The organism is Actinomadura sp. NPDC047616 (genome assembly GCF_040642915.1).
Taxonomy (GTDB): Bacteria; Actinomycetota; Actinomycetes; order Streptosporangiales; family Streptosporangiaceae; genus Spirillospora; species Spirillospora miaoliensis.
On the sequence record NZ_JBEYTB010000034.1, the window covers coordinates 1 to 12,623 of the forward strand.

The 12,623-nt window shown below is 74.0% G+C and carries 12 protein-coding genes; 3 read left to right on the top strand and 9 right to left on the bottom strand.

Translation table 11 applies throughout. The features are described 5' to 3' along the window. Positions 1-135: 135 nt before the first annotated feature. The 8 genes from pheT to infC all read right to left on the bottom strand — a co-directional run bounded on the left by pheT (position 136) and on the right by infC (position 8,094). Positions 136-2,637, bottom strand: coding sequence for a phenylalanine--tRNA ligase subunit beta (pheT, locus tag ABZ801_RS41080; protein ID WP_360709262.1), 2,502 nt, complete (start codon positions 2,635-2,637; stop codon positions 136-138). Next, positions 2,637-3,746 carry a phenylalanine--tRNA ligase subunit alpha gene (gene pheS, locus ABZ801_RS41085; RefSeq protein ID WP_344957915.1) on the bottom strand — a complete coding sequence of 370 codons (1,110 nt, stop codon included), beginning with the start codon at positions 3,744-3,746 and terminating at the stop codon, positions 2,637-2,639. Before pheS ends, pheT begins: the two co-directional genes overlap by 1 nt. A 122-nt stretch (positions 3,747-3,868) precedes the next feature. Next, entirely contained in the window at positions 3,869-4,945 is a 1,077-nt protein-coding gene (locus ABZ801_RS41090) for a PAS domain-containing sensor histidine kinase (protein WP_344957912.1), read from the bottom strand. A gap of 145 nt (positions 4,946-5,090) precedes the next feature. Continuing rightward, positions 5,091-5,561 carry an STAS domain-containing protein gene (locus ABZ801_RS41095; RefSeq protein ID WP_344957910.1) on the bottom strand — a complete coding sequence of 157 codons (471 nt, stop codon included), beginning with the start codon at positions 5,559-5,561 and terminating at the stop codon, positions 5,091-5,093. A gap of 244 nt (positions 5,562-5,805) precedes the next feature. Beyond that, entirely contained in the window at positions 5,806-6,630 is an 825-nt protein-coding gene (locus ABZ801_RS41100; protein ID WP_344957909.1) for an RNA methyltransferase, read from the bottom strand. A 17-nt stretch (positions 6,631-6,647) separates the two neighbouring features. After that, positions 6,648-7,025 (bottom strand): 50S ribosomal protein L20, encoded by a 378-nt coding sequence (gene rplT / locus ABZ801_RS41105; protein ID WP_344957907.1) that lies wholly within the window; start codon positions 7,023-7,025, stop codon positions 6,648-6,650. A 72-nt stretch (positions 7,026-7,097) separates the two neighbouring features. Then, the gene (gene rpmI / locus ABZ801_RS41110) at positions 7,098-7,292 is read right to left on the bottom strand and encodes a 50S ribosomal protein L35 (RefSeq protein ID WP_067915329.1); all 195 of its coding nucleotides are present in this window, start codon (positions 7,290-7,292) and stop codon (positions 7,098-7,100) included. A 226-nt stretch (positions 7,293-7,518) separates the two neighbouring features. Beyond that, positions 7,519-8,094 carry a translation initiation factor IF-3 gene (infC, locus tag ABZ801_RS41115; RefSeq protein WP_344957954.1) on the bottom strand — a complete coding sequence of 192 codons (576 nt, stop codon included), beginning with the start codon at positions 8,092-8,094 and terminating at the stop codon, positions 7,519-7,521. A 550-nt stretch (positions 8,095-8,644) separates the two neighbouring features. Between infC and ABZ801_RS41120 the strand changes: the two genes are divergently transcribed. Together ABZ801_RS41120 and ABZ801_RS41125 are read left to right on the top strand one after the other, a co-directional pair. Further along, positions 8,645-9,205, top strand: a complete 561-nt coding sequence (locus ABZ801_RS41120) for an NUDIX domain-containing protein (RefSeq protein WP_360709269.1) — start codon at positions 8,645-8,647, stop codon at positions 9,203-9,205. Then, positions 9,202-10,347, top strand: coding sequence for a hypothetical protein (locus ABZ801_RS41125; RefSeq protein ID WP_360709272.1), 1,146 nt, complete (start codon positions 9,202-9,204; stop codon positions 10,345-10,347). Before ABZ801_RS41120 ends, ABZ801_RS41125 begins: the two co-directional genes overlap by 4 nt. Here ABZ801_RS41125 and ABZ801_RS41130 read toward each other — a convergent pair. Beyond that, entirely contained in the window at positions 10,296-11,054 is a 759-nt protein-coding gene (locus ABZ801_RS41130) for a hypothetical protein (RefSeq protein WP_360709275.1), read from the bottom strand. The genes ABZ801_RS41125 and ABZ801_RS41130 overlap by 52 nt on opposite strands. A gap of 193 nt (positions 11,055-11,247) precedes the next feature. Between ABZ801_RS41130 and ABZ801_RS41135 the strand changes: the two genes are divergently transcribed. Beyond that, positions 11,248-12,612: a prenyltransferase/squalene oxidase repeat-containing protein gene (locus tag ABZ801_RS41135; protein WP_360709277.1), complete on the top strand. Its 1,365-nt coding sequence runs from the start codon at positions 11,248-11,250 to the stop codon at positions 12,610-12,612. The last annotated feature ends 11 nt before the right edge of the window (positions 12,613-12,623 follow it).

Here is a 12,623-nt window from a genome sequence, read left to right on the forward strand (position 1 = left end):
GCTTCTTCCGGCCCTGCGGCCTCCGGTCCTTCCGGATCTCGAAGTCCATCGCGTCCCCTCAGCAGGGGTGTTGCGACGACCACTAGAAGGGGAGCATGGTGCGGGGCCGTTCCGTCGTCGCGTCGAAGGCGAACCTCACGCGCCGCGCAGGACGGCGCCGGTGCGCTCGGCGGCCAGGGCCACGGCCGCGTCACGGGCGGCGCCCGACTCCTCCGCGGTCAGCGTGCGGTCGGCGGCGCGGAACCGCAGCGTGTAGGCCAGGGACCGGCGTCCCTCCCCCACCTGCTCGCCGGTGTAGACGTCGAACAGTCGCACCGACTCCAGCAGTTCCCCGGCGCCCTCGCGCAGCGCCGCCTCGACCTGCGCCGCCGGCACGTCCGCGTCGACGACCAGCGCCACGTCCTGGGTCGCGACCGGGTAGGACGACACGTGCGGCGCCCGCGTCACGTCCGGTTCGCCCAGGCCGCGCACCTCCAGCTCCATCGCGCAGGTCCGCTGCGGCAGGCCGTACTCCTTGACCGTGCGCGGGTGCAGCTCACCGGCGTGCCCCACCAGCGTGTCGCCGACGTACAGGGCGGCGCAGCGGCCCGGGTGCCACGGCGCGTGCTGGTCGGCCTTCACCGTCAGCTCCACCCCGGCCTCGCGCGCCACCACGCGGGCGGCCTCGATCGCGTCGGCCCACCCGGCGGGGCGGCCCGGACCCCACCAGCCGGCGCGCTCCCGCTCGCCCGCCAGCACCACGGCGGCGCGCAGCGGCTGGTCGGGCAGCGCGGCCTCCAGCGAGGCGATCTCGTCGGCGGTCGGGCCGCGGTCGACCGGCAGGCGCGGCGCCCGCTCCGGCGCGCCCGGACGCGGCCGGAACACCAGGCCGAGCTCGAACAGCGCCACGTCGGAGAAGCCGCGGCCCACGTTGCGGGCCAGGGTGCGCAGCAGCCCCGGCAGCAGCGTGGTGCGCAGCAGCGGCTCGTCCTCCGACAGCGGGTTGGCCAGCCGCAGCGCCCGGCGCCGCGGGTCGTCGGCCGGCAGTTGCAGCGCGTCCCAGTCGCGTTCGGCGACGAACGGGAAGTTCGGCGTCTCGACGTAGCCCGCGCCCGCCAGCGCCCGGCCGATGCGGCGGCGCAGCCGCTGGCCGGGCGTCAGGCCCCGCCCGGCGATGGGACGCGGCGGCCGCGCCGGGATGTTCTCGTAGCCCTCCAGCCGGATGACCTCTTCGGCCAGGTCGTTGGGGTCGGTGAGGTCGGGACGCCACGACGGCGGCGTCACCGTCAGCACGTCCCCGTCGTCGGCGCCGTCGTCGGCGCCGCCGTCGACCGCGCAGCCGACCTGCTCCAGGCGGCGCACCACCGTGGCCCGGTCGTAGGAGACCCCCGCGACGCGTGCCGGGTGATCGGCCCGCATGGTGATCGTGACCGTGCCGGCCGGGGCCTGCGCGTGCGTGACGCCCGGGACGATCTCGGCGCCGCCCAGCTCGGCCAGCATCCGCGCCGCCCGGTACGAGGCGTACAGCGGCAGCTCGCGGTCGACGCCGCGCTCGAACCGGTAGGACGCCTCGCTGTGCAGCTTGTGGCGGCGGACCATGCGCGCGGTGCCGATGGCGTCGAAGTGCGCCGCCTCGATCACCATGTCGGTCGACGTCTCGTCGATCTCGGTGGCCAGGCCGCCCATGGTGCCCGCCATGGAGATCGGCCCGGAGGCGTCGGTGATGAGGATGTCCTCGGGGTGCAGGTCGCGCTTGACGTGGTCGAGCGTCTCCAGGCTCTCGCCCTCGCGGGCGCGGCGCACCACGATCGGGCCGGTCAGCTTGCCGCGGTCGAAGGCGTGCAGCGGCTGGCCCAGCTCCAGCATCAGGTAGTTGGTGACGTCCACCGCCAGCGACACCGGCCGCATCCCGGCGCGGAACAGCCGCACCTGCATCCACATGGGGGTCTGCGCGGCGGGGTCGAAGCCGCGCACCTCGCGCAGCACGAACCGGTCGCAGGCGGTCGGGTCGGCGATGCTCGCCGGGTGGACCTCGGCGGTGTCGTCGGGGAGGTCGACGGCGGCCGGGTCCCGGAACGGCACGTCGTAGGCGATGGCGGCCTCGCGCGCCACGCCGCGGATCGACAGCGCGTAGCCGCGGTCGGGCGTGACGGCGATGTCGAGCACGTCGTCGCGCAGGCCGAGCAGCTCGATCGCGTCGGCGCCGACCGGCGCGTCGGGCGGCAGCACCAGGATGCCGGCGTGGTCGTCGCCGATGCCCAGCTCGCGCACCGAGCAGATCATGCCCTCGGACATGCGGCCGTAGGTCTTACGCGCGCCGATCTCGAACCCGCCGGGCAGCACCCCGCCGGGCAGGATCACCACGACGCGGTCGCCGGCGGCGAAGTTGGTGGCGCCGCAGATGATGTTCTGCGGCTCGCCCGTGCCGTTGGCCTGCCCCACGTTCACCTGGCAGTACCGGATCGGCTTCTTGAACCCGGTCAGCTCCTCGACGGCCAGCACCTCGCCGACCACCAGCGGGCCGACGACGTCGTTGCCGGCCTGCTCGACCGTCTCGACCTCCAGGCCCGCCTCGATCAGCCGGGCGGCCAGGTCGCGGCCGGTGACGTCCGCGGGCAGCTCGACGAACTCCCGCAGCCACGAAAGCGGGACCCGCATCAGATCTCCATCCCGAACGGAAGGGTGAACCGCACGTCACCCTCGACCATGTCGTGCATGTCCTCGACGCCGTGGCGGAACATCAGCGTCCGCTCCACGCCCAGCCCGAACGCCCAGCCGCTGTAGCGCTCGGGGTCGACGCCGCAGGCCACCAGCACCCGCGGGTTGACCATGCCGCAGCCGCCCAGCTCGATCCAGCCCTCCGAGGAGCAGGTGCGGCACGGCTCGGCGTCCGGCTCGACCGACGCGCCCCGGCACACGAAGCACTGCATGTCCACCTCGGCCGACGGCTCGGTGAACGGGAAGTACGACGGCCGGAACCGCGTCGCCAGGCCCTCCCCGAACATGCCGCCGACGAACGCGTCGATCGCGCCGCGCAGGTCGGCCATGGTCAGGCCCTCGTCGACCGCCAGGCCCTCCAGCTGGTGGAAGACCGGGCTGTGCGTGGCGTCCAGCTCGTCGGTGCGGTACGTGCGGCCCGGCACCACCACGTACACCGGCAGGTCGCGCTCCAGCAGCGACCGCACCTGCACCGGCGAGGTGTGCGTGCGCAGCACCAGGTCGGTGTCCTCGGAGCCGACGAAGAAGGTGTCCTGCATGGTGCGCGCCGGGTGGTCGGGCTTGAAGTTCAGCGCGTCGAAGTTGAACCAGCCCGCCTCGACCTCGGGCCCCTCGGCGATCTCGAACCCCATCGAGACGAACACGTCGGCCATCCGCTCCTGGATCGTGGTCAGCGGATGCCGGGCGCCGCGCGGGGCCCGGTCCCACGGCAGCGTGACGTCGACGGTCTCCTCGACCAGCACGCGCCGGTCGCGTTCGGCCTCCAGCTCGGCCTGGCGCGCCTTGATGGCCTTGCCGACCGCGCCGCGGGCGGCGCCGACGCGCTTGCCCGCCTCGGCGCGGGCCGCGGGCGGCAGCGCGCCGATCTCGCGGTTGGCCAGGGCCAGCGGGGAACGGTCGCCCGCGTGCGCCAGGCGCACCTGCTTGAGCTCGTCGAGGTCGGCGGCCGCGGCGATGGCGGCCAGCGCCTCGTCGCGGGCCCGCTCGACCTCCTCGGGCGCCAGCGTGGACACCTCGACAGGGTCGTAGGACTTGTTGGGTGCAGACATGGTGGTTGACAACTCCGGTCGGCGTGGAACGCCCCGAGTCTAGTGGCGCCGCCTGCGGCGCGATCCCGGGGCGCGGCGGAATGATCTCCGGTGTCGGCCCGCTCGGCGGCTCGTGACGCCGCTCAGACGGCGTAGTCGGGAGCCCCGGCGGGCAAGATAAATCGGAACTCGGCGCCGCCGCCCGGGGCGCGCTGCACGGTGATCGTGCCGCCGTGCGCCTCCACCAGGCCCTTGACGATGTAGAGACCGAGGCCGGTGCCGCGGCGCCGGTTGCCTCCGGGGCCGCGCCAGAACTGCCGGAACACGCGCTGCGCGGCCTCGGGCGGGATGCCCTCGCCCTCGTCGCGCACCGACACGGCGGCTCCCTCCCCATGCACGTCCGGCTCCACCACTATGGTGACCGTTCCGGCGCCGTGACGCACCGCGTTTTCCACCAGATTACCGATGATCTGCCCGATCTTGTCCGGGTCCAGCCACATCTCCGGCAGGGTGCCGCGCGTCTCGAACCGGAACCGGTCCTCGGCGTCGCCCGCCGCGACCCGTCCGGCGATCACCTTGCGGACCTCCTCGGCCAGGTCGACCACCTGGCGGCGCATCTCCAGCCGCCCGGCCTCGATGCGCGAGACGTCCAGCAGCTCGGTGATCAGCCGGGTGACGCGGTCGGCGTCGGCGTTGACCGTCTCCAGCATGACCCGCTTCTGGTCGTCGTTGAAGCGGTGCCAGCGCGCCAGCAGCGTGGCGGTGAACCCCTTGACGCTGGTCAGCGGTGAGCGCAGCTCGTGCGCGACGGTGGACACCAGGTCGGCGCGGTCGCGTTCGCGGCGGGCGCGCTGGGCGGCGTCGCGCAGGCACACGGTGAACCGTTCCACGCGCCGGCCCTCGCCGCGCCGGTAGCCGGCGGTCACCAGCACCTCGGTGCCGTCGGGCAGGTACAGCGACCGTTCGGGGTGCCGGGTGCGGATCGCCAGGCCCTCGTAGGGGGCCACGCACTTCCACCAGTCGCGGCCCTCGACGTCGCGCAGCGGCAGCACGTCGCGGAAGTCGCGGCCGAGCGCCGCGCGCGCCGGGACGCCGGTCATCCGGGCGGCGGCGGCGTTGAACGCCACGACCCGCCCGGCCCGGTCGGCCACCAGCACCCCGTCGGGAAGATCGTCGAGAGCCTCGCGCCCGGACGCGTCCGGGGAGTGCTCTCCGCCCACGACGGCCTCCAGTCACCGGTTGGAACGCGGCCTTTCCGAGTCTTTACGAGAGGAGACTCTATCCGCACACCGGCGTCTCACGGCACCCGGAAGCCCCGCCCCGGCAAGCCTTTTGTGTCCCCGCCGTACACGCCGCCGGCCGGCGCTACCCCGCGGACGCGGTGGAGGCGCGGGCGGCGGCGACGGCCTCGGCGAGGTCGTCGTGGGAGGGGAACAGCCGGTCCAGGCCGGTGATGCTCAGCAGGCGCGCCTGCTGCGGGCGGACGCGGGCCAGGTGGACCCGGCCGCCGTCGGCGGTCACCCGGTTGTGGGCGGCGACCAGCGCGCCCAGGCCGCTGGCGTCGCAGAAGCGCACCCCGGCGAAGTCGACCACCAGGCCGCGGCGGCCCGCGGCGTGCAGGGCGAACAGCTCGGCGCGCAGCGTCTCGGCGGTGCCCAGGTCGATCTCGCCCTCGACGGTCACGACGGCGGCGTCGGCGAAGGCGTCGGCGACGGTCACCCTCAGATCCGGCGGGGTGCCCCGCGGCCGCCGGACCGCGCTCGACCGGCATCGGATCTCCGGCCGGCGCCGTCCCAGGCCCGCGCGCCGCGTCGCCCTGCCGTCGTCGGTCATCATGTCCGCCCCCATTTTCCCGCGGCCTCGTCGCCGCTCTCGCCCCTCACGGTAGGCATCGGGTACGACGCCTGAAATCCGCCGTCCGGGTGGTCTCCCGCTCCTCCTTCGGAACGAGCCCGAACGCGCGCCGACTCCCCCGCGGCGCCGCCCGGCGGGACTCCATCTTCCCAGTTCACCGAGGTTTCGGCGGGGCCGATGGCGGCCGCATCCGGCCATCGGTAATAGTGCGCACAGACGGCGCGAACTAGCCCGCCCGGCCCGCGCGCTGGGCGCGGGCGGAGGCGTACAGGCACACGGCCGCGGCCGTGGCCAGGTTGAGGCTCTCGGCGCGGCCGTAGATCGGCACGCGCACCACGTCGTCGACGCTGCCCAGGATCTCCTCGGGCAGCCCCCACGCCTCGTTGCCGAACACCCAGGCGGTGGGGCGGGCCAGCAGCCCGTCGTCGATCGCCTCGTCCAGGGTGCGCTTGCCCGCCCCGTCGGCGGCCAGCACCGTCAGGCCCGCGCTCCGCAGCGCGGGGATCAGGTCGTCGAACCGCGGCCCGACGACGACGGGCAGATGGAACAGGCTGCCCGCCGAGGCCCGCACGCACTTGCCGTTGTACGGGTCCACCGAGGCGTCGGTGAAGATCACCGACTCCGATCCGGCGGCGTCGGCGGTGCGCAGCACCGTGCCCGCGTTGCCCGGGTCGCGCACGTGCGCGAGCACCGTCACCAGCCGGGGCGCGGCCTCCAGCGCGCCCTCCAGCGGGACGTCCACGAACTCGCACACCGCCAGCAGGCCCTGCGGGGTGACGGTCTGCGCCAGCTCGGCCATGACCTCGCCGCTGACCCGCAGCACCGGCACGCCCGCCCGTTCGGCGGCGCGCACCAGGTCGGCGTGCCGCGACTCGGCCTCGGCGGTGGTGAAGAGCTCGGCCAGACGCCCGGGCACCTCCAGGGCCTCGCGCACCGCCTGCGGTCCCTCGGCCAGGAACCGGCGGTCGCGGCGCCGGAACGCGCGTTTGGCGAGCCGGCGAGCCGCCTTGACCCGGGGTGACCGGACGGAGGTCAGCTCGCCGCTCGCCATCGTCGGTCCGAGCCCGGTCAGGCCGCCGCCGAGCCCTCGGCCGGCAGCGCCTTCTTGGCCACCTGCACCAGGGCGGCGAACGCGGCGGCGTCGTTGACCGCCAGCTCGGCCAGCATGCGCCGGTCGACGTCCACCTCGGCGGCCTTCAGCCCCTGGATGAACCGGTTGTAGGTCATGCCGTTGGCGCGGGCGGCGGCGTTGATGCGCTGGATCCACAGCCGCCGGAACTGGCCCTTGCGGTCCTTGCGGTCCCGGAAGGCGTAGGTCATCGAGTGGAGCTGCTGCTCCTTGGCCTTGCGGTACAGACGCGACCGCTGGCCGCGGTAGCCGCTCGACCGCTCCAGGACGACCCGACGCTTCTTGGCGGCGTTGACCGCCCGCTTCACGCGTGCCACGTGACTGCTCCTTCGTGGGGGCCGGGGCCGCCTGGCCCTCGGCCGGTCGTACAGATCCGGTAGGCGCGGCTACTACTTGCGCAGCAGCTTCTTGAGGTTCTTGGCGTCGGCCGGGGACACCACGGTCGTGCCGTCCAGGCGCCGGGTCCGCTTGCTGGGCTTGTGCTCGAGCAGGTGGTTGCGGTTGGCGCGGCGGCGGATCACCTTGCCGGAGCCGGTCAGCTTGAACCGCTTCTTGGCGCCGCTGTGCGTCTTGGTCTTCGGCATGGTCGCCGTCGTCTCCCTCAACTCCGGGCCCCCGGGGTGCACGGGGGCGCGCCTGATCGGCGCGCCCCACGGGTCCCGTGGGGGACGCGCCTCGATCAGGCTTAATGTACGTGCGTCTCGACCCTGCCTGAGCGCAGGGTCACACGCGCAACGGCCGGACGGCCGTCCGCGTGGCCCGGCCGCGCCGCCACAGGGCGGCCCGGGACGGGGCCGAGGCGGGGCCGGCTCAGTCCGAGCCGGGCCCCGTGTTCTGCGAGCGGGCCGCCGCTCGCTCGGCCCGGGCCTCCGCCTTCTTCTTGTGCGGCCCGATCACCATGATCATATTCCGCCCGTCCTGCTTGGGCCGGGACTCGACGAAACCGAGTTCCTCGACGTCGTCGGCCAGCCGCTGCAGCAGGCGGAAGCCCAGTTCGGGCCGGGACTGCTCACGGCCACGGAACATGATCGTGACCTTGACCTTGTCGCCGGCCTTGAGGAACCGCACCACGTGACCCTTCTTGGTCTCGTAGTCGTGCGGGTCGATCTTCGGTCGGAGCTTGATCTCCTTGATGACCGTGTGCGCCTGGTTCTTGCGCGCCTCTCGCGCCTTCATCGCGGACTCGTACTTGAACTTGCCGTAGTCCATGAGCTTGGCGACGGGCGGGCGCGCCGTGGGGGCCACCTCGACGAGGTCGAGGTCGGCCTCGCGCGCGAGTTCAAGGGCCTTGGCGATGGGCACGATGCCCACCTGTTCGCCGTTCGGACCGACGAGCCGGACCTCGGGCACTCGGATGCGCTCGTTGATACGCGGTTCGGCGCTGATGGGACCTCCTAGGGGCCGTTACTCCAAGTCTTCGGACCGGTCGTACCCAGGGCTTCCCATACGAAAAGCCCCGCACGGCATCGCATGCGGGGCCACCTTCGGCCGCCCTCGGGACGGTGCCCGGGGACGACGGCGTGCCGGACGCCGCTGGCGCCCGTCCGCCGGAACCGAGACCCACCGGCCTCCAACGGCCGGTCAGGTGGGAGGTGGCCTCCGCTTGCGCCCGGCCCGGGTGAACACTTGGACACCCATGCCGGATCGGTCGACCACCAAGACTATCACCTGCCGGGTCCTGATGTGCCATCCGGCTTCGCCGCCCGATCGCCGAGCGGGCCGGTACGCGTGCGTTCTGCCGTGTTGTACGCCACTTGTTGCAAACCCCTGCCGCGCCCCGTTCATTCCCTTTCGGCCTCTGTCTGGGGCACACCCGGCTGCCCGTGAAAGGCACATCAGAACTCACCCGCGCGCCCTGTGCTGCCGGCGGCGCCCTTGTTACCGTGGTCCTGCCCAGGGGACGCCGTGGGCCGGCCGCACGGAAAGAATTCCCGCGATGCCCGTATTCAGGAGCGAGGCCGTTACGACCACCGACCTGACCGGCTCCCCGGTCCGGCTGGAGTTCGCGCAGAAGGCCTTCATCGTCCACGACGACCGGTTGCTGCTGGTGCGCAAGTCCGCGTCCGACCCGCTGCATCCGGGCCGGTGGGAGGTCCCGGGCGGCCGCCTGGAGGTGGCCGACGACCTGGACCTGGACGACCACATCCGCCGGGAGGTCTGGGAGGAGGTCGGGCTCAAGGTCGATCCGGGGCCGCCGTTCCATCTGTGGCAGTGGTTCATGCCCGGTCGGGCGCCCGCGGACCGCCCCGACGGCCCCGACGGTCCGGAGGGCGGGTCACCGGGCTCGGGCGGCGGGCGCGTGCTGGTCAGGGTGGTGGCGGTCGCGCGCACGTGCCGTGCGGTGACCACGGAGATCACCCTGGAGCACCAGATGCCCGACGACCACCTGGGCGAACTCACCTGGGTGCCGCTGGCCCGCCTGTCCGGCTTCGACCTGATCCCCGACCTGCGGCCGGTGATGCGGGCGTTCCTGCGGCTGCACGCGGCGGCCGGGTGACCGGGGACGGTACGGGGGCGGCCTCCTCCCCCGGCGGCCGGGCGGCCGTGTCCGCGCCCGTCCTGTGGCCGGGGCTGGACGGCGCCGCACAGCGCCGGTTCCGCCTGGTCGTGCTGGGCGACGTGATGATCGAGGCGCGGGCGGACCTGCCCGGCGTGCGCTTCGCCGACGTGGCCGCCGACCGGCTGGCCTACGCCCCGGCCCGGGCGGTGGTGGCGGGCACGGCGGTGAACATGGCCCGGTGCGCCACCGGCTACTTCCGCCGGGTGGCGGTGCTGGGCAAGATCGGCGACGACGCGTTCACTCCCGTGATCCGGCGGGAGCTGCGGCGGATGGGCGTGCGCGACCTGCTGTGCGTGGAGCCTGGCGCACCCAACGGCGTTGCGGTGATGCTGCGCGACGGCGCCGCCCACCCCGACGCGGTGCCTCCGGCCGACGGCCGAGAGGCCGCCGGCGACGGGCCGGTCGGGCGCGCCGCGGACTGGCGGGCGGAACCGCCTGGCGACAACCGGGAGGACGGCCGGGGCGGGCCGGCCGGGCAGGGCGCGGACGGGCGGCGCGGGGTACGGCTGCTGGTGGTGGACGACCAAGGTCCGGGCCGCCGCCTGACCGAGAGCGAGGTGCGCCGGGCGGGCCCGGCGATCCGGCGCGCGGACGCCCTGTTCGCCGACGGCTACGCCCTGCTGGCGCCGGTGTCGCGGGCGGCGCTGCGAGCGGCGGTGCAGGTCGCGCGGGAGGCCGGCACGCTGGTGGCGTTCGACCTGGTGCCGCACGACATCGACCGCAGGCTGCCCGCCGCCGAGGCGATGCCGGTGCTGGAGGCGGCCGACGTGGTCATCACCGAGGTGCCGACGCTGGCCCGGCTGCTGGGCCTGCCGGTGCCGTGCGACGCGGCCGGCGTGCGGGAGATGCTGCCGGCGCTGGACCGCACGGTGCGGGGACGGCCGTTGTGGCTACTGCGTCACGGCCCCAGCGCGTTGGAGGACGTGGTGGCGTACCGGCGGGAGCATGTGCTCATGGAGTACCCGTCGGGGTACGGGCCGGGGGTGCGCCGCACGGGGTTCGGTGACCGGCTGGCGGCCGGGGAGCTCTACTGGTGGCTGTCGTTGCGTTCCAGCGGGGGCGCGCCGGGGAGCCGCTGACCCCGCTCGTGGGGGCTGGTCGCCGCAACGGCCGCGCGCATGGCGTCGAGCGTGCGCAGGAAGCGGGCCTTGCTCTGCGGCAGGCCGAACATCTCCTGCCAGCGCCAGACGTCCGGTGCCGTGCCGCCGGTGTGACGGCTCAGCGCCACGGCGGCGGCCCAGCGCAGGTACTGGCGCGGGGCTCCGTCCCCTGGGTACATGACGGCCTGGCCGCGTTCCTCCACCAGGAGGTAGGAGCGGCGGGCACGGAAGCATGCACGCAGCGCCTGGTGCGTCGCCACCCCGCCGCGCAGGCCTTGTTCCTCCAGGACGGCCCGTACGCTCGCCGTGGTCGGCAGCATGTGCCAGTGGGCGTGGTCGATGCACGCGCCTCCGCCTTGGGGGCTGCCGGGTCCGTGCTCCATGACCAGCACGTCGGCTGCGCCGTAGGCGGCCGTGTAGAGGCGGGCGACGTGGCGGCGCCATCGCAGCGCGCGACCCCACAGGGCCGCGCTGAACGCCGCCGCGCACTGGTGGTGGCCGGTCGTCACCAGCAGGAGGTGCCCGTCGGTGAGCGGTGCCAGGTCGGGCATGAGCAGGAACGTGTCGTCCGCCGCCAGGACGCAGCCGGGCCCGGGCAGGTCGGCCATGGCGTTGAAGCGGAATCTGAGCGGGGGGCACAGGACGCAGTCCGTCTGGGGGTCGGTACGCATCGCGGGTTCGGCCACGACGCCTCCTGGGAGCGTGCGCGGGATCGGGGGGCGTCCCAGAGCGTGCCCTGCGGCGCGCGGCTGATGCGGTAGATCTACCTCGCCGTGGGGGTCGGCGGGTCAGAGCCTGCGCACATCGGGGGTGCAGAACCGTGGCTTAACGGGCACATACACAAGAGATGACGGCCATGTTGACAAAGATCGTTCTACCGTGACGACAGTACCGCCGCCCAGCGCCTTCTCCAGTATCGACATGGCCGTGCTCCAGACCCGGCTGAACGAGTCGCTCGACGTCCTGCGCGACGCCTACGCCCCGGCCGACGACGTGGGCGGCGGCTGGTACCACGATCTGACGCGCCCCGACCCGGGAGCGACCGCGACGGCGGTGGGCCTGCTGGCCTTCACGGAGGCGGGCCGGTCGTTCGAGCACTTCGACGAAGGGCTGGCGTATCTGGCCGCCCACCAGACCGCCTCCGCCGACCGCCTCAGGGACGGCGGGTGGTCCACCAGGACCAGCCTGGGCCTGCCCGTCGTGGAGGCGACGGCGTGGATCGCGCGGTTCCTGGCACGCGCGCGTTGCGACCTGCGTGACGACGCACCCGACATCCGGCGCGCCTACCGGTGGCTGCTGCACAACCAGAATCCGGACGGCGGCTGGGGGTCGCTGTACGGGTGCCCGTCGCGGGTGTGGCAGACGTGCCTGGCCCTGCGCGCGCTGACCCAGCTCAACCCGTACCACCCCGCCGTCGAGCGGGGCGTGGAGTGGCTGACGTCCGACCGTACGAGCAGGCGCCCCGCCTGGGGGCCGACACGGGCCGCGGGCCCGACCGTCACGCACACCGCCTTCGTCCTTCTGACCCTGGCGGAGGCGCGTCCTCTGCAGCACGACGAGCGGTTGCCGGCCGCCTATGACTGGCTGCGCGCCAACCTGGACACCGAGGACTCGCACACCTGGATCGAGACCTACGACGTGGCGCCCAACGGGCCGGACACGCGGCCGGTGTGGCGGCTGGCGTTGTGGCACTACGGCCTGCCGATCGCGTTGTCGGCGCTGCTGCGCGACCCGCGCGGCGTGCCCGGCCCCACGGTGGGCTGCGCGTTCCACACGCTGGTGCGCGGTGAGGTGGCCACGCCCCGGTGGAACGGCCTTCCCGGCAGCGGCCGCACGTCGTTGTGGACGCTGTGGTGGCGTCTGGAGGCGCTGACGGATCTGACCCGGATGCCGTTGGCCGAGTCCGGGGACGTGCTGCACTGGCTGCCGGACGCGGCCGTGGTGCAGCGCTCACACGCCCGTGACCGTCCCCTGCCCGCGCTGCTCCCCTCCCGGGGGCCGCGCGTCCAGGTCGTGCCGTATCTGCGGCGCAACTGGAGCAGGCTGCTGCTCGCCCTGGTGGCGGTGGGGAGCATGGGCGGCGTGGCCACCGGCACGTGGGGCTGGAAGGACTTCTGGCTCAGCGTGATCCTGCCGATGGTGATGACGACCGCGCACGAGACGGCCAAGCGGCGCCGCTCCCCGCCCCCGGCGCTTCCCGCGCCCGGACAGCAGACCGCGGAGCCGCCGCCGAGCGTCCAGTGAGGGGCGGTGGA